The sequence below is a fragment of the Marinicella meishanensis genome, from assembly GCF_019931145.1.
GTDB lineage: Bacteria > Pseudomonadota > Gammaproteobacteria > Xanthomonadales > Marinicellaceae > Marinicella > Marinicella meishanensis.
Map to the genome: position 1 here is coordinate 353,707 of NZ_JAIOUV010000002.1, position 17,424 is coordinate 371,130.

The 17,424-nt window shown below is 55.3% G+C and carries 16 protein-coding genes; 6 read left to right on the top strand and 10 right to left on the bottom strand.

The window, feature by feature from the left end:
- Positions 1-479: 479 nt before the first annotated feature.
- The 4 genes from K7G70_RS04095 to K7G70_RS04110 all read right to left on the bottom strand — a co-directional run bounded on the left by K7G70_RS04095 (position 480) and on the right by K7G70_RS04110 (position 3,505).
- Entirely contained in the window at positions 480-743 is a 264-nt protein-coding gene (locus K7G70_RS04095) for a hypothetical protein (protein WP_223787326.1), read from the bottom strand.
- A gap of 656 nt (positions 744-1,399) precedes the next feature.
- Positions 1,400-1,678 (bottom strand): hypothetical protein, encoded by a 279-nt coding sequence (locus tag K7G70_RS04100; protein ID WP_223787327.1) that lies wholly within the window; start codon positions 1,676-1,678, stop codon positions 1,400-1,402.
- 51 nt (positions 1,679-1,729) lie between these two features.
- The gene (locus K7G70_RS04105) at positions 1,730-2,128 is read right to left on the bottom strand and encodes a hypothetical protein (protein ID WP_223787328.1); all 399 of its coding nucleotides are present in this window, start codon (positions 2,126-2,128) and stop codon (positions 1,730-1,732) included.
- Positions 2,129-2,275: 147 nt separating this feature from the next.
- Positions 2,276-3,505, bottom strand: coding sequence for an FG-GAP repeat protein (locus K7G70_RS04110; RefSeq protein WP_223787329.1), 1,230 nt, complete (start codon positions 3,503-3,505; stop codon positions 2,276-2,278).
- A gap of 285 nt (positions 3,506-3,790) precedes the next feature.
- Between K7G70_RS04110 and K7G70_RS04115 the strand changes: the two genes are divergently transcribed.
- Positions 3,791-4,126, top strand: coding sequence for a hypothetical protein (locus K7G70_RS04115; protein WP_223787330.1), 336 nt, complete (start codon positions 3,791-3,793; stop codon positions 4,124-4,126).
- Positions 4,127-4,287: 161 nt separating this feature from the next.
- Here K7G70_RS04115 and ilvA read toward each other — a convergent pair whose 3' ends face one another.
- From ilvA to ilvE, 6 genes are read right to left on the bottom strand one after another with little or no spacing between them, the layout of a single operon-like run.
- On the bottom strand, positions 4,288-5,559 hold the full coding sequence (gene ilvA / locus K7G70_RS04120; RefSeq protein ID WP_223787331.1) for a threonine ammonia-lyase IlvA: 1,272 nt from the start codon (positions 5,557-5,559) through the stop codon (positions 4,288-4,290).
- Positions 5,560-5,568: 9 nt separating this feature from the next.
- Positions 5,569-6,615 (bottom strand): ketol-acid reductoisomerase, encoded by a 1,047-nt coding sequence (ilvC, locus tag K7G70_RS04125; RefSeq protein WP_223787332.1) that lies wholly within the window; start codon positions 6,613-6,615, stop codon positions 5,569-5,571.
- A 40-nt stretch (positions 6,616-6,655) separates the two neighbouring features.
- On the bottom strand, positions 6,656-7,222 hold the full coding sequence (ilvN, locus tag K7G70_RS04130) for an acetolactate synthase small subunit (protein ID WP_223787333.1): 567 nt from the start codon (positions 7,220-7,222) through the stop codon (positions 6,656-6,658).
- Positions 7,206-9,026 (bottom strand): biosynthetic-type acetolactate synthase large subunit, encoded by a 1,821-nt coding sequence (gene ilvB / locus K7G70_RS04135; protein ID WP_223787334.1) that lies wholly within the window; start codon positions 9,024-9,026, stop codon positions 7,206-7,208. Before ilvB ends, ilvN begins: the two co-directional genes overlap by 17 nt.
- Positions 9,023-10,828: a dihydroxy-acid dehydratase gene (ilvD, locus tag K7G70_RS04140; protein ID WP_223787335.1), complete on the bottom strand. Its 1,806-nt coding sequence runs from the start codon at positions 10,826-10,828 to the stop codon at positions 9,023-9,025. Before ilvD ends, ilvB begins: the two co-directional genes overlap by 4 nt.
- A gap of 16 nt (positions 10,829-10,844) precedes the next feature.
- Positions 10,845-11,741 (bottom strand): branched-chain-amino-acid transaminase, encoded by an 897-nt coding sequence (gene ilvE / locus K7G70_RS04145; RefSeq protein WP_223787336.1) that lies wholly within the window; start codon positions 11,739-11,741, stop codon positions 10,845-10,847.
- Between the two features lie 15 nt (positions 11,742-11,756).
- Between ilvE and K7G70_RS04150 the strand changes: the two genes are divergently transcribed.
- The 5 genes from K7G70_RS04150 to leuB all read left to right on the top strand — a co-directional run bounded on the left by K7G70_RS04150 (position 11,757) and on the right by leuB (position 17,395).
- Positions 11,757-12,347: a hypothetical protein gene (locus K7G70_RS04150; protein ID WP_223787337.1), complete on the top strand. Its 591-nt coding sequence runs from the start codon at positions 11,757-11,759 to the stop codon at positions 12,345-12,347.
- 345 nt (positions 12,348-12,692) lie between these two features.
- Positions 12,693-14,333, top strand: a complete 1,641-nt coding sequence (locus tag K7G70_RS04155; RefSeq protein WP_223787338.1) for an alpha-isopropylmalate synthase regulatory domain-containing protein — start codon at positions 12,693-12,695, stop codon at positions 14,331-14,333.
- A 1-nt stretch (position 14,334) separates the two neighbouring features.
- Entirely contained in the window at positions 14,335-15,729 is a 1,395-nt protein-coding gene (gene leuC / locus K7G70_RS04160; protein WP_223787339.1) for a 3-isopropylmalate dehydratase large subunit, read from the top strand.
- On the top strand, positions 15,726-16,328 hold the full coding sequence (gene leuD, locus K7G70_RS04165; RefSeq protein ID WP_223787340.1) for a 3-isopropylmalate dehydratase small subunit: 603 nt from the start codon (positions 15,726-15,728) through the stop codon (positions 16,326-16,328). Before leuC ends, leuD begins: the two co-directional genes overlap by 4 nt.
- Complete coding sequence (gene leuB, locus K7G70_RS04170) at positions 16,325-17,395, top strand: 3-isopropylmalate dehydrogenase (protein ID WP_223787341.1); 1,071 nt, start codon at positions 16,325-16,327, stop codon at positions 17,393-17,395. Before leuD ends, leuB begins: the two co-directional genes overlap by 4 nt.
- Positions 17,396-17,424 lie beyond the last annotated feature (29 nt).

Here is a 17,424-nt window from a genome sequence, read left to right on the forward strand (position 1 = left end):
TGCCAAAATAATCCACTCTTTGCCCGATGGCCTGTAACCATTAAAAGGCCATCTCTTTCAGCCACCACAGACTTTCGGTGAATCAATCAACGACTTGGGTGATTATGCCGAGTCGTTAGATCACTCGTTTCTGGTTGTCTCTGAAGATGGGAAATTGGCCATATACAGCCCTGAAACATTCATCGATTCTCGTGTGATCATAGCCACTCAATACACCCTGACTTAAAAACACATTCAATTTTTTGACGTCATCCTGCGGCTGGACCGCAGATTGAAATGCATGGACTGCTTTTCAACCACGCGAAGCAGCGCCTACAGGGATGTGGGTGTGCCGAGCAAGCATGGAGCAATATCGGCCAAGAAGGGTTGAGTGCAGGGGCACGAAATCAATCCAGGTGTGTGATGTCTCCCCAGCTCGAGAATCTTTGAAAAACACATTAAGTGCTGCCTGGATGATCCGGTCAAGCCGGATCATGACGTCATAAGTTGGGTGACTGATTTTCGTGACATGAACGCAAAAAGTATTCATCGTCATTCCCGACCCCAATCGGGAATCTTGGCAATTCAGCGCCGCATGGGGATTCCTGCCTGCGCAGGAATGACGTGCCCTGCCCCCAGCCGTCATTCTCGACCCCGATCGGGAATCTTGGCAATTCAGCGCCACATGCGGATTCCTGCCTGCGCAGGAATGACGTGCCCTGTCCCCAGCCGTCATTCTCGACCCCGATCGGATTGAAATGCATGGACAGCATTTCAACCACGCGAAGCGACCCGTAGGGTTGAGTGCAGGAGCACGAAATCAAATCTGATCAGCGCCACATGCGGATTCCTGCCTGCGCAGGAATGACGTGCCCTGCCACCAGCCGTCATTCCCGACCCCGATCGGGAATCTTGGCAATTCAGCGCCGCATGGGGTTTCCTGCCTGCGCAGGAATGACGTGCCCTGCCCCCAGCCGTCATTCTCGACCCCGATCGGGAATCTTGGCAATTCAGCGCCACATGTGGATTCCTGCCTGCGCAGGTATGACGTGCCCTGCCCCCAGCCGTCATTCCTGACCCCGATCGGGAATCTTGGCAATTCAGCGCCACATGGGGATTCCTGCCTGCGCAGGTATGACGTGCCCTGCCCCCAACCGTCATTCCCGACCCCGATCAGGAATCTTGGCAATTCAGCGCCACATGCGGATTCCTGCCTGCGCAGGAATGACGTGCCCTGCCCCCAGCCGTCATTCTCGACCCCGATCGGGAATCTTGGCAATTCAGCGCCGCATGGGGATTCCTGCCTGAGCAGGAATGACATATTCTTAAATGAATGGATTGAGGGGATGGGTATTGAGGCCATCCTTGGCCTCTGCAGTTGGTTCCTGATTGAATTCCTGTTTATCGATACCGGTCTGTTTTACATCACGCCGGCTTCTTCGGCACATGCTTGTGCATTTTTGATGGCGTCGGCCTGGACCTGCTCGGTCTTGCCGGCCAGAACCGCCGCATAATCGGTTTTCTTGACGGTGCATTGACACGTCTCCAGGGCCAGTTTGCGGTGTGCCTCAGGCACTTGCTCCATGGACGTTTCACAGGCTTTCAAGGCCTGCTCTTTCAAATCTTCAGCACTCATGGACCAGGCAGGCATCACCGGCACAGTGGCCATTAAAGCGATCAGTTTGATTGAATTTTTCATGTGTTCTCTCCGAAAAGTAATTGTGATTAAATGAATCGATGGTCTTTCACATCAAAGGATGCGGATCAAAGCCCAAATGCTCAGGCCGATCAACACCAGGCCCAATATACCTTGAAAGCCAGACAGTTTGGCGCGCAGGGCTTCGCCTTTTTCCAAAGCCGCTGGCGACTTTGAAAAAACAAATTGGCTCAACAAGCCAAAACTCAACAAAAATCCCACCACCAACATCAGCGCCACCGTCAGCACTGACATCAGATCAAAATAGCCGTGCAGCAAAACCCGAATCAGTTGGATCAAGCTGTATACCCCCCAACCGAGCAAGACCAACCCAATGATGCCTTGGTACGGCGTCAGCTTGTCGATCAGGTTTTTGCTGTCTGGTTTGAAGTTGACGATCAATGAGGCGGCAGCGGCGACGCCACCGAACAGTGCAATGATGATTCCCAGCATGTGTGTTCTCCCAAATGGTTATAATTAATGTGCCGCTCATGGTATCAGGCCGCATTTAACCCAAACTGAACTGATCGCGAGGGGTTTTTGTGACTGGGTTCAAATTTGGGCACGCCGAAGCCACCGGCGCAGGTGGCATGGGGTTGGTCATTGGGTGACTGTTTCAAACAAGTATGCAGCACCCGACTCTTGGCCTGCTTGGTCATGCCGGGTGGCGCCGACCAACCAGCCTTGGCCAGACATCGACACCGCCCAACCAAACAAATCACCGGCCGCGCCATCACTGGCTGTGTGCTTGGATTGAAATTGCCAAACACCCTGCTGATGGACATAGACATAGACAGCACCCGAATTGGCTCCCAGGTCGTCCTGATGCATGGCGCTGATCACGGCTTGGTCTCCTTCGATGGCCACCGCCTGCCCAAAGCGATCATCGGCGGCACCGTCAGGCGCCGTGAGTTTGGCTTGTTGCTGCCATTGGTCGCCTTGGCGCACAAAGACATAAGCGGAACCGGCATCCACGCCCATGCGTTCATCGTCATCGCGGCGCGCGGAGATCAAGGCCGTGTCGCCAGACAAGGCCACCCGCACCCCGAACAGGTCTGTTTGACCACCATCATCAGCCATGAGCTTGTCCTGCAACCGCCATGTGTCAACATCACGCACAAAAACATAGGCCGCTCCGGCATCCATGGCTTGTGCATCATGCAAATCGGCGCCAATCAACAGCGTGTCACCATCCAGATCCAAGCTGATGCCGAAGACATCCCCAGCCGCGCCATCAGGAGCAGTTAATTTCATGTGTTGTTGCCAGCTGCCAGCCACTCGATTGAACAGATAAACAGATCCAGAACTTTCGCCATGCACGTCATCATGGGGTGCACCAATAACCAAGGTGTCACCAGCAATGGCCAGGCTTTGACCAAAAGCATCCCCGGCTGCACCATCAGTGGCCAATAGTTTGGCTTGTTGCTTCCAGCTGGAACCGGCACGGTTGAACACATACACCGCACCGGCATCTGGTCCCACCGCACCGTGGCCAATGGCCCCTATGGCCGCCACATGACCAGACAAAGCCACCCGGCCCCCAAAAGAATCACCGGCCAAACCATCAGCGGTCATCAGCTTGGCTTGTGGTTGCCATCCTTGTTGGGTTCGGGCATAAACATAAGCCGCTCCGACATCTGCAGCCCCAGATGGATGATCCGCTTTGAACGCACCAACCAATGCCGTGTTGCCATCGATGGCCACATCGAAACCAAAAAAATCTTTACCAGCCCCATCATCGGCTAACAACTTGTATTGAGTGTAATCAGTTTCAACTTGGGCAAATGCCGAGTTGATCAACAAGACAGCTGGAACAAGCAACCATTTCATGCGCACATGCGAATTGTGAGAAGTGAACATCTGTGGTTATAAAACATGACTCAATTTGGTTCAAGCACGGTCAGACTGAATGGTCATTTCATGCGACGAAAAGACGGTCAATTTGATGACCCAATAGGACATGAACAAAAATAGGCAACAAAGAATAACCAGCAAGTGAGATAATGCTTTTATCAAACTCATGATTCATTTGTTTTGTTAATGAAGGTATTTCTTATTTTAATATTCTTTTTCTTGTTAAGTTCATGTGCAGCAAGAATCAGCCAAACTCCAACCATGAAGAATGCCGCTTCACTCAAAGCAGCTCTTTGTGATTCTGGTGAATCAGCCGTGGATTTTTGGCGCATTCAGTCAACAGGATTGATCGTCCAATCTTTACAACAACCAAAATTTGAAGCGACCCCTATTGTTTATTTAAGGCGAGGAAGCCATGTCATCGACGTTGGATGTAACCGCAGCCTCAACAAATGTGGTCAAAAGCTGGGTTGGGCCTATGTAGATAATGCCCCCAGTTACGAAGTTAAATTTGCTGATGGAGATGAGGTAGAAGTTGATTGTATTGGAGAATCAGGTGTCGCCACATTCAACAAAATCAATGAATCAAATTTTTAACTTCTAACGACAGTATTTGGTTGCGGGAATTCATTGATATATTGAGCTTTTCTGTATGGATCCCCGGGTCACGATCTCAGATCCCGTCTCGATGTTAGGACTGACATCCATGTCAGACAAACCCGTGGATGACGAAATCAAGTTTTCGGTTGTTTTTTTATTCACAACAACATCGAAAACAATTCGGGTTGGTCGTTGAGGTAGTCGTTGAAGAAGCCGCCGGCTTTCATGCGCTGTAACAAGGGGTCGAAATCGGCGCGGTTTTGCAGTTCAATGCCGACCACCGCCGGACCGTGTTCGCGGTTGTGTTTCTTTTGGTATTGGAAATAGGTGATGTCATCGGCCGGACCCAACACCTCGGCAACAAATTCCTTCAGTGCCCCAGCGCGTTGCGGAAAGCGCACCAGAAAATAATGTTTCTGCCCACCCCACAGCAAGGCACGCTCGCGGATTTCTTCGATGCGGGTGATGTCGTTGTTGCTGCCACTGAGCAGGCAAACCACCCGTTTGCCTAGCAGTTTTGGTCCCAGGCTGTGTAGGCCAGCCAAGGCCAAGGCACCCGCCGGTTCCACCACAATGGCGTCCTTATTATATAGGTTCAATATGGTTTGGCAGATCAAGCCATCGGGCACTTGAATCACCTCATCCAAACCATCGCGACACAACTGGAAGGTCAATTGCCCCACTTCTTGCACCGCCGCGCCATCAACAAATCGATCAATGTGCGCCAGTCGCGTGGTATGCCCGCATTGCAATGCGGCGGTCATTGACGCCGCACCGGCTGGTTCCACCCCAATGACGCGGGTCTGCGGCGACTGTTGCTTGAACACCGTGAGCAAACCGGAGGCCAAGCCCCCGCCACCAATTGGCACCAACAGGTAATCAATGGGGGCCGTCGTTTGGGCCAAAATCTCCTGCGCAATGGTGGCCTGTCCGGCGATGATGTCGGGATCATCAAACGGGTGAATGAACGGGTGGCCATGCTGTTCACTGCAGGCCAGGGCCTCTTGTTGGGCTTGGTCAAAAGTGTCGCCCACCAGCACCAACTCGACCTGTCCGCCGCCGAACATTTTGACCTGTTCGATCTTTTGTTGTGGGGTGGTGACCGGCATGTAGATCGATGCTTTGATGCCCAAACGCTGGCAACTGTGCGCCACCCCTTGGGCGTGGTTGCCGGCGCTGGCGCAGACCACGTGTTGCAGCCCGGGCTGCTGTTCCAACAGTGCCGCCATTTTGTTGTGGGCGCCGCGGATTTTATACGAGCGAACCGTCTGCAGGTCCTCGCGCTTGAGCCACACCTCGGCTTGCAGCAGCTCACTGTAAGTCACATTGGGCAACAAGGGGGTTTGGTTGACCACCCCCTTGAGGCGTCGCTGGGCCGCGGCCACGTCAATGGCCAACGGCGTGGCAAAGTGTTGGGCGGTGGCACTCATCGACAAACCTCAGGCGTTTTCTGGACGCAGTTTGCGGACCTGTTGCCCGGTTTGCCACAACTCGGATTCACGCAGTTCTGCCAATTCCTGGTTGAGCTTTTCCCGGTAATCCACTTTTTGGTTGGCGGCGATCACCACCCGGGCCTCTTCACCACTGGCCACGCTGTCATACAGTTCTTCAAACAACGGGGTGTTGGCTTCGCGAAACTTGTGGCGCCAATCCAAGGCTCCGCGTTGGGCGGTGGTGGAGGTGTTGGCATACATCCAATCCATGCCGTTGTCCGCCACCAAGGGCATCAAACTTTGGGTCAGCTCCTCGACCGTTTCATTGAAAGCCTCCGAGGGTGAATGGCCGTGTTTGCGCAGCACGTTGTATTGGGCCTCGAACAAACCGGCGATGGCCCCCATCAAGATGCCCCGTTCGCCGGTGAGGTCCGAGTACACCTCTTTTTTGAAATCGGTTTCAAACAAATACCCCGAACCGACGCCGATGCCCAGGGCTTTGGCGGTTTCACGGGCCTGGCCGGTGACGTCCTGGAAGATGGCGTAGCTGGAATTCAAGCCTTTGCCTTGCTGAAACAAGGTGCGCAAAGAGCGGCCTGAACCCTTGGGCGCCACCAACACCACATCGACATCGGCCGGTGGCACGATGCCGGTTTGTTCATTGAAGGTGACCCCAAAGCCGTGGGAAAAATACAAGGTGTCTCCGGCATTAAGGTTCGCTTTGACGGTGGGCCAGGCGGCGATTTGGCCAGCATCGGACAGCAGGTACATGACCACATCCGCCCGCTGGGTGGCGCTGGCCAGGTCGAACAAGTTCTCACCTTCCACCCAGCCATCAGCCAGGGCCTTGTCCCAGGAGGCCGAACCTTGGCGTTGACCGACGATGACTTGAAAGCCGTTGTCACGCAGGTTCAAAGCCTGACCGGGCCCTTGCACCCCATAGCCGAGCACCGCAATGGTTTTGTTATGTAAAAAGGATTGGGCTTGGGTCAAAGGGTATTCGTCGCGGGTCACGACTTCTTCCCAAGTGCCGCCAAAATTCAATTGAGCCATGTGGTTCTCCTGTAGTGTTGATTTAATTGTGCCAAGTGGGTCATTGCTCGACCTCACAGGTGGCGTGTTGTTTGTGAAATGACATGTCGGCTGTGGTGGCCAGCGCTGGGTGGCCCTGTGTGGCGTTGGGTTTGCCGATGCTGACGGGGCCAGAACGCACGAACTCCATCACACCCACCACCGCCAGGTCCTCGTACAAGGCTTGGCTTTCGGCCCGACTGCCGGTTTTTTCAATCACCGTGTAATCGCTGTTCATGCTCAGCACCCGGGCATGGTGGCGGTGAATCACCTGTTCGGTCACGGCCTGTTCCAGCATTGATGAGGAGGCAATCTTGTACAGCGCCACCTCTTGCTGGATCGAATCTGCAGCAGTGCGAAACTCGGCGCGAATCACTTCTATTTGCCGCCCCAGTTGTTGCGCCAAACGGTTCGCGGTGGGGTGGTCGCAGCGGACTTGCACGCTGTGTCTGAACACACCCGGCTCAGCCGATTCACACACCGACAAGGCATCGATGTTGAGGTTGATCCGGGAAAACACCGCAGTGATGCGGTTGAGGATGCCGGTTTGGTTGCTGGAATAAATCGCAAAGTCATGGATTGTGGTCATGGTCTTTGACTCCTTCGTTGGTGGATTGCTCGGCGTCTGCTTCGACGGCTGCTTCGACCCCAAGGCACATGTCGGCCACCGAGGCCCCCGGGGTGATGATCGGAAATACGTTGTCTTGTTGTGCCACGCGGACCTCCAGCACATAAGCACCGGGGTGCTGCAGCATGGTTTGGATGGCGCCGGGTAATGCTTGGCGCTCGCTGACGCATTGATTGGCGATGCCATAACCATCGGCCAGGATGCCAAAATCGGGATTGTGCAGCTCGGTGGCGGCATATCGGCGGTCAAAATACAGTTCCTGCCACTGCCGGACCATGCCCAAAAATTGGTTGTTGAGGATGATCACTTTGACCGGCAATTGGTGTTGCATCATCACCCCAAGCTCTTGGATGGTCATTTGCACCCCACCATCACCGACGATGCCCACCACGGTCTGTTCCGGACAGGCAAACTGGGCGCCAATGGCCGCCGGCAAACAAAAGCCCATGGTGCCTAAACCACCGGAAGTGATGAGGCCGCGGCTGTGTGTGAATTGGCGGTAGCGACAGGCCACCATTTGGTGTTGGCCAACGTCGGTAACGATGATGGCATCGGGGTCTTGTTGGTTGAGGCATTGGATCACTTCGGCCATGTTGATGGCGGCGGTGGCCGGCTGCAAATCGGCATCAATGATCAACCGCTGTTCGGTGCGGTGCAGGGCGGCAAAGCGCTGCAACCACCGGTCATGGCGCCGGTGATCCAAGCGTTTCATCACCGCCGCCAAGGTTTGTTTCACATCACCCAACACCGCCACATCGGCCCGCACATTCTTGTTGATTTCACTGGGATCAATCTCGAAATGCACCACTTGGGCTTGTTTGGCGTAATGCGCCAGATTGCTGGTCACCCGATCATCAAAACGCATGCCAATGGCGATCAGCACATCGCATTCGTTGGTCAGGGTGTTCGGCGCGTAGTTGCCATGCATGCCCAACATGCCGACATACTGGGGGTGGTCAGTGGGCAAAGCCGACAGCCCGAGGACGGTGGCCGCCAAAGGTGCGCCAATGCGCTCAGCGAAAGCTTTGAATTCGGCTTCTGCTCGACCCAAGATCACCCCTTGTCCAAACAACACCAAGGGCCGTTTGGCGGCATTGATCAAACTGGCCGCTTGGAGCAGGGCCTGCTGACTGGGGGTCGGATTGGGCTCATAACTGCTGACCTGGTCACAGCTTTGGTAAACAAAATCCAAGGTATCGACCTGGGCATTCTTGGTGATGTCGATCAACACCGGTCCCGGTCGGCCGCTGCGGGCCAGGTAAAAAGCCTTGGCCAGGGCGGTGGGAATCTCCCCCGCTTCGGTCACTTTGTAATTCCACTTGGTCACCGGCATGGAAATGTCCAGGATGTCGATTTCCTGAAAGGCATCGCTGCCCAACAGGTGGGCAAACACCTGCCCGGTGATGCACACCAACGGGGTCGAATCCAGATAGGCATCGGCGATGCCGGTGATCAGGTTGGTGGCCCCAGGACCCGATGTGGCGATGCAAACACCCACTTCGCCGGTGGCCCGGGCATGGCCTTGGGCCGCATGCACCGCGCCTTGTTCATGGCGCATCAACACGTGCTGCAGCCGGTCCTCATGATCCATCATGGCATCGTAGGTGGGCATGATGGCGCCACCCGGATAGCCGAACACCCGCCGCACCCCTTCGGCCAATAAACTCATGATGATGGCTTCCGATCCGGTCACTTGTTGGCTGTTACTGACCGGCTGAGCAACATCGACCGCTGTGTGATCGGCGCTCAAGCCCACGGATTTCATGACGGGGCTCCTTTGCTGGCCAATGGCTGTTGGCTGAAATTGGCCGCCACATCTTCAGCAATCAAATTCAATTCAATGCGTTTGTCTGGCTTGGCTGTGGCCGCTGACTCTCCGGCGTCGCTGCCCTCGGCTGGCGGCAAATCGGTCAAACAGCCGGTCGAAGCAGAGGACACCACCCGGGCATACTTGCCCAAGGCACCGCGCTGGTGGGCCGATTTGGGTGCCTGCCAAGCGGCCCGTCGTTGGGCCAGTTCATGCGCTTCGACGTGCAAAGTCAATTGCTTGTTTTGGGCATCAATGGTGATCAAATCACCATCAGCCACCAAGGCCAGCTGACCACCCACCTGGGCTTCAGGGGTCACGTGCCCCACCACAAAACCGTGGGTGCCACCAGAAAACCGGCCATCGGTGATCAAAGCCACCGAGTCACCCAAACCGGCACCGATGATCGCCGCCGTGGGCTTCAGCATTTCTGGCATGCCCGGGCCACCTTTGGGTCCGACATAACGGATCACCACCACATCTCCGGCTTTGACCCGGCCGGCGGCAATGCCTTGGTTCAAGGCCTGTTCGCTGTCAAAAGTCACCGCCGGACCATGGAAGTACTCACCTTCTTTGCCGGTGATTTTGGCCACCGCCCCCTCGGGTGCCAGGTTGCCCTTGAGGATTTGGATGTGGCCGGTGCTTTTGATCGGCTGCTGGCGCATGCGCAACACATCCTGGCTGGCGTCCAGTGGCTTGACCCTTTCGAGGTTGGTCGCCAGGGTTTGACCGGTGACCGTCATGCAGTCACCATCCAACCAGCCCTGGTCCAGCATGTAGCGCAGCACCGCCGGTACCCCGCCCACCCGATGCAAGTCTTCCATCAGATAGCGGCCACTGGGTTTCAGGTCAGCCAAATAAGGCGTCTGTTCAGAAATGGCTTGGAAATCATCCAAAGTGAAATCGATGCCGGCGGCATCGGCAATGGCCAAAAAGTGCAACACCGCATTGGTTGATCCACCCAGCACCGTGACCAATTTGAAGGCGTTGGTCAAAGCGGCTTTGGTGACGATGTCCCTGGGTTTCAAATCCAGTTCAAGCAAGCGCTGCATGGCCTGGGCCACCTGGCTCATTTCGTCCAATTTGTCTTGGCTGATCGCGGGGTTGGAGGACGAATGCGGCAAGCTCATGCCCATCGCTTCAATGGCCGAAGCCATGGTGTTGGCGGTGTACATGCCACCGCAGGCACCGGCCCCGGGACAGGCTTTTTGGATCACTTGCTGGTATTCGGGTTCATCGATTTGACCGGTGACTTTCTGGCCCCAGGCTTCGAAGGCTGAGACCACATCCAGCTTGCGTCCGGCATGGCAGCCGGCGGCAATGGTACCGCCATAGACCAACAGCGCGGGCCGGTTCAGGCGCAGCATGGCCATCATCGCACCCGGCATGTTTTTGTCACAACCGACCACCGTCACCAGTGCATCGTAATGCATACCGGCGACCACCGTTTCCATCGAATCGGCGATCAGATCCCGCGAAGGCAAGGAATAATGCATGCCATTGGTGCCCATGGCGATGCCATCAGAAATGCCGATGGTGTTAAAAATCAATCCGTTCATGGGGTATTGATTAACCGCTTGCTTGATGTGGCCGGCCAAATCATTCAAGTGCATGTTGCAGGGGTTGCCGTCATAACCGGTGGAAGCGATGCCCACAAACGGTTGCTTCAATTGTTCAGCGCTCAAACCGATGGCGTGCAACATGGCTTTGGCCGCTGGCTGCGAGTCATCCTGGGTCACCGCTCGGGAATATGGATTCATGGGTTTCATGCTGGTATCAGGCCGCCTTGGTTTTTTTGAAATTGATTTTCTCTTCGCGCACCAGCTGTTTGAATTGCCGTTGCAACAATGCCCCATGCGTTTCCGCCCATGGCCGGCTGAAAGGCTCGTCATTGACCGTGCCAATGGCTTGGACTTCCACCGCTGTACCGGTCAGAAAAGCCCCTTCGGCGCCGCGGATGGCATCCGGGGTGAAATGTTTTTGCACCACCCGAATGCCATTGGCCGCGGCCAATTCCATCACCACCGAACGGGTGATGCCAGGCAGGATGTTGCCCTCAGGCGGGGTGTACAGCACGCCGTCTTGTTGCAGGAAGAAGTTGGCCCCACTGGCTTCGGCCACAAAGCCCTTTTGATCCAGCAACAAGGCATCATCGTAGCCCGCCACCTGCGCTTCTTTCATGGCCAAGATCGAATTGACGTAATGGCCGGACACTTTGGCATCCACATGGCACGAGTTGGGATCCGGACGGCAATAAGGCGACACTTTCATGCGCAGCTCACCGGCGGCAAAATACTGGCTCCAATCCCAGGCACACAGGAACACATGGCTGCGGCTTTCGGCTTGCAGACCCAGGCGTTCGGTGGGGTAAACCAAGGGCCTGATGTAGGCATCTTGCAAACCATTTCTGGCCAGCAATTCATAACTCAAGTCGATCAGTTCAGCGACCGACAGGCCCACTTCCAGGTGCATGGTTTGGGCTGAATACAACAGCCGTTCATAATGTTCTTGGGCGCGCAAGATCTTTGGTCCCTGATCGGTGGCGTAGGCGCGAATCCCCTCAAACACCGCATTGCCGTAGTGGAAGGATTGTTGATACAAACCGCCCATGCTGGCTTTGGCCAAGGGCCATTGGCCATCGAGGTAGGTCACTGTGTTGTCGTCGTAATACATGGCTTCACTCTTTTTTTGCTGGTTGTTTTTTCCCGTTTCACACTGACTGAAAATCCGCAGGTAAAAAAAAAGCCCTTCTTGGTGAGAAGGGCTTTTTTTGGATTGACCAATTGTTTGCCGAACTCACCACACACGTGGGCCGATAATCACGAGAATGACCACGACGACGTTGATGTTGATGATGTTGGCAATGCAGTTCATGTTTGGATTTTTCAGTCTTTGCTCAGTTCAAATTGGTACTATTCAGCGGTGACAAACACCGCGCTGTTTCGGCGTATGTTTCCGCAAAAAAAAAGGCTTGTCAACCCTTATGCCGAAAAGTTATTGATCGAGGTGCCAACCTGCCGGCCCCCAAACGCATTCAGAATGAATATGATTTTATGCTGCTTAATCAATGACATAGCCACCACCTGGCAGGAGACATTCTGCCGTCAATTTGGCACCCAAAAAAAATCAAAAAAAACCTGGCGGTCATCCAACGGTCACATTCGACCCCAAAAAATCCCGTGCTTTGAACCGAACTTAAACGGCGGCCGTTGCCAGCCCATAGAACAAAATGATCTAGCAAAAAAACTTTTCAAAAGCCATTGGACTGTGCTAGCTTAAAAAAAGGCGTTGTTATTTGGCCATCCAAATACAGCTGCCAACCGATCATATTATTAGCAACCAAACCAGGAGCAGCGTCATGCATCGACCCGATTCTCACACCAGCCATTCGCCGGGAGCCACCGGCCGCCATTCCGTGTTTCCCGTTACCACCCTCCCCACCCACCTCCTCCTCGGCCTCATTATTCTGATCATTCTCTGATCTTCGAAGTTCACCACTAGGCCTGTTCTGCTCCGCAGAACAACCCAAAAAACCAACAATCAACAAAGCCCAAGGCGAGCATTCGAAGTGTGACTGCTTGATGCAGCGTGCTTGTTTTGTCATGACCTTGGCATGAGAACACCATGAGTAACCAGAAGCAAACAAACAAAAAACACATCAAAATTTTTGACACCACTTTGCGTGATGGCCAGCAGTGCCCCGGCGCCGGCATGAGTCACAGTGAAAACATTGAATACGCCCAATTGGCCAGTTTGATCAAGGTGGATGTGTTGGAGGCTGGCTTCCCAGCGGCCAGTGAGCAAGACCACGCCATTGTCAGCCAGATCGCGCGGATGTATGCCCAGCAAAACCGCAGCCCGAAAGTGGCGGCCTTGAGTCAATTGCGCGAAGCCCAAGTGGTCCAAACCATTGAAGCCTTGGCGCCCTTGGCCAAAACCAAACGGGGCATCGTTCACCTGTACATGCCGGTGGCTCCGGAATTGATGGCCGCTTCACTGGGCAGCTATGCCAACGACAAAGAACGCATCTTGCATGATGTCGAACGCCTGATCCAACTGGCGGTGACTGCTGGCATGGACGTTGAGTTCAGCCCTGAGGCCTATTCACAAATGGGCACCCATTTCGACTTCACCACCGACTTGATCAGCACCGCGATAGCCGCGGGAGCCAACACCATCAATTGTCCCGACACCATTGGCCGGGCGTGCTATTTGCAGGGTGATGATTACTTTGTTAACCACATGAACCAACACGCCGCCATCATGCGTGAGCGGTTTCCAGACCGCGACATCACTTGGTCGGTGCATTGTCACAACGATTTTGGGTTGGCTTTGCAAAACAGCATGCACGCGGTGTTCCATGGCCCTGCCACGCAAATCGAAGGTTGTTTCAACGGCATCGGGGAGCGGGCCGGGAACGTCGCTTTGGAGCAGTGCATCATGTATTTGAATGCCTTTGGGCACAGTCAGCCGGGTCAGGCCTATGGCACCGGCTGCCGCGCCAAACACATCCGCCGCATTTCTGATTTTGTCGCCCAACACATGCTGCCACGCCAACCGCATTGGCCCATTGGTGGCGACAATGCGGCCAAACATTCATCCGGCGGCCACACCAACGCGATCCTGAAAGACGCCCACATTTATCAGCCATTCAATCCCAGCGAAGTGGGGCAGCAAGTGAGCTTTTTGTTTGGTCCTTTGAGTGGCAGCAACCACGCCCAATCAATCATCCACAAACACGGTTATGTGTGTGAAGACCATGAGCGCCAGGCCATCATGCAATTCATCAAAGACCACCACAAAGACCGACGCAAAGGCCTGACCGACGAAGAGTTCATGGCCGCCTACAAAGCCTACCGGCAGCCGATCAAAGTGACTCAAATTGGTTTTGAACGCACCGGCAACAAAAAACACTTTGCCATGCAAGCCACCGTCTTTGGACAAGCGGAGGACATCAACTTCATCTGTCAAGACAGCGACACCGCCACCACGGCCCTGCATGAATACCTGGGCCAACGCTTTGGCTCCTGTGAAATCCAATCCTACCGCAGCGAATCCAAAATGCCTGGGCGTGATGCCCCGGCCCATGCCACCATCACGGTGGCAGCCGAAGGCGAATACCACCAAGGCAAAGGCCAGGACCATGACATCGAAACCGCTGCCTTACTGGCTTTGGTCGACGCCTACAACCAGCTGTTGACCGCGCGTCATTACCGGCATCAGCCTGAACCAGAAACCCATGTCGCCGTGGGCTTGAGGGACTGACATGAGCCACAACATCGTAGAAAAAATATGGCAACAGCATGTGGTCCAGCGGCAAGCGGGGTTTCCGGATGTGTTGGCCATCGATTTTGCCTTGTTGCATGAAGTCACATCAGCGCAAGCCTTTGCCGAATTGGATCGACGGGGCCTGCCGGTGCATGACCCCAAGCGTTTTTTGGCCACCATCGATCACAGCATCCCGACCCGCGAAGACCGCCATCAGGTGCATGACCCCCAGGCCCTCAAACAAATGACGGCCTTGCGAGAGAATTGCCAACAACACGGCATTGCTTTGTGTGATGTGGGCAGCCAAAAGCAAGGCATTGTCCATGTCATCGGGCCGGAATTGGGCTTGACCCAACCGGGCATGACTTTGGTTTGTGGTGATTCTCACACCGCCACCCATGGTGCCTTTGGCGCCTTGGCTTTTGGCATTGGCACCTCCACTTTGGCCCATGTCATGGCCACTGGCGCCTTGTTGATGAACCCACCGCGCGTGATGCAGGTGCAATTCAATGGCCAACTGCCCCAAGGGGTGTACGCCAAAGACATGATCATGCACTTGATCGCCCAAATTGGCGTCGATGGGGGCACTGGATTGGTGCTTGAATACACCGGCCAGGCGGTGCGGGACTTGTCCATGGAACAACGCATGACCTTGTGCAACATGAGCATCGAATGTGGCGCCGTGGCAGGTCTGGTGGCGCCCGACCAGACCACTTTTGAATACTTGCAAGGCCGCCCCCATGCCCCGCAAGGAGCCGAATGGGACGCCGCGGTCAAGCATTGGCAAACGCTGGTCAGTGACCCAGGATGCCGGTATGACCGCAGTGTCACCCTGGACATTGGTCAATTGGCACCCATGGTCAGTTGGGGCACCAATCCGGAACAAGCCATTCCCATCAATCAATCCATACCCCATGCCGCCAGAGACCAAGCAGATGCCCTGAACTATGTCGGCATGACCGTCGAGCAAGCGGTTCAAGGGGTACCGATTGATTGGGCTTTTGTGGGCTCCTGCACCAACGGCCGCATTGAAGACCTCAGGGTGGTGGCCGACATTTTGCGACATCGGGTCATCGATCCCCGGGTCACCATGTATGTGGTGCCAGGCTCAGAAGCGGTGCGCCAACAAGCCATAGACGAAGGCCTGGATCGCATCTTTCAACAGGCCGGCGCCGAGTTCCGCCAGCCGGGATGCTCCATGTGCCTGGGCATGAATGATGACCGGGTACCAGTTGGGGCCCGCTGCATCAGCACCACCAACCGCAACTTCATTGGCCGCCAAGGCACCGGTAGCATCACCCACTTGGCCTCGCCGGCCACGGTGGCCCACAGCGCCTTGGCCGGATACATCACCCACCCAATTAGCCCCATGGCTCAACAGGAGGCTTCATGAAATCAGCCATAAAAACCGTTCGCGGTCGCAGTGTGCCCATGCTGTTGGATGACATCGACACCGACATCATCATTCCGGCCCAGTACCTGACCCAAACGTCGAAATCGGGTTACGGCCAACATGCCTTTGCCCGCCTGCGCCAAGCCGATCCAGATTTCGTGCTTAACCAACCGGCCTACCAAGGGGCCAAGGTGCTGCTCGCTGGGGCCAATTTTGGTTGTGGTTCCTCGCGAGAACATGCGGTTTGGGCCATCCAAGAAATGGGCATTGAAGCAGTGATTGCCCCTTCTTTTGCCGACATTTTCAGCAACAACGCCCAGAAAAACCACCTGCCTTTGATCACCCTGTCGGCCGCTGACTGTCAACGCCTGGCCCAGCTGCCACCGGCCCAAGCCATCGAGATTGATTTGCTGCGATGCACCATTGCGGCAGGTGATGCCGTCATGAGCTTTGCCATCAACCCGTTTTTTCAGCACGTGTTGACTGCCGGGATTGATGAATTGGATCATTTGTTGGCGCAGCAGGCGGCGATTCAACGGTTTCATGCCCAACAGCAACGGCGTCAGTACTTTGTGCGCATGCCCAGGGGGTCGGCATGAGTCGGCCACGCATCGCCGTATTACCAGGCGATGGCATTGGCCCCGAAGTCATGCAACAAACCCTGCGTTTATTGGCAGCGGTGGCCCCCGATGTTGAGCCCATCATGGGCTTGATTGGTGGGGCGGCCTATGTCAAGCATCAGGCCCATTTTCCAGCCGCCACCCGGGATCTGATTGATGACAGTGACGCGGTGTTGTTTGGTTCTGTTGGCGGCCCCATAGAACAGGCACACCTGCCCCAATGGCGGGGCTGTGAGGTGAATTCGATCTTGGCTTTGCGCCAGCACCTGGGGGTGTTCATCAACCACCGACCGGCCCGCATATTTCCGGCCTTGCGGGCGCTGTCCCCACTGAAAAACGAACGCCTCGAAGCCTGTGGCGAGGTGCTGATATTGCGTGAATTGTTGGGCGATGTGTATTTTGGCAAAAAACGAACATTCAAAGAAAATGGCTGCATGATCGCCGAAGATGTCGCCACTTACACCGAACATCAAATCACCCAAATGGCCCATCAGGCGTTCCAAACGGCCGCTGCCCGCGGGGGTCAGTTGTGTTCGGTGGACAAAGCCAATGTGCTGGACACCTCACGCCTGTGGCGGCAGGTGTTCACCGCAGTGGCCACAGACTACCCAACTGTACAATTGCAGCACATGTTGGTGGACAATTGCGCCATGCAGTTGATCCTCAACCCGGCGCAGTTTTCGGTGATTGCCACCAGCAATTTGTTTGGTGACATCTTGTCTGACGCGGCCAGCGCGTTGCCCGGTTCCCTGGGTATGATGCCCTCGGCCAGTTTCAACGCCACCGGTTTCGGTTTGTATGAACCGGCCGGGGGCTCAGCCCCGGAACTGACCGGCAAAGACGTGGCCAATCCCATGGCCCAGATGTTGTCATTGGCCATGCTGCTGCGCCACTCATTGGACCGACCGGCGGCCGCCGCTGCCATTGAGCAAGCCATTGAGGCCACACTGGACCAAGGACATCGCACTCCCGACCTGATGGCTGCGGGCGGTCAGCCGGTCGGGACCACAGGTTTCACCGATCAGGTGTTGCGGCATTTACCATAAAAAAGGGGTGTGGCATGCGCCCACCACTT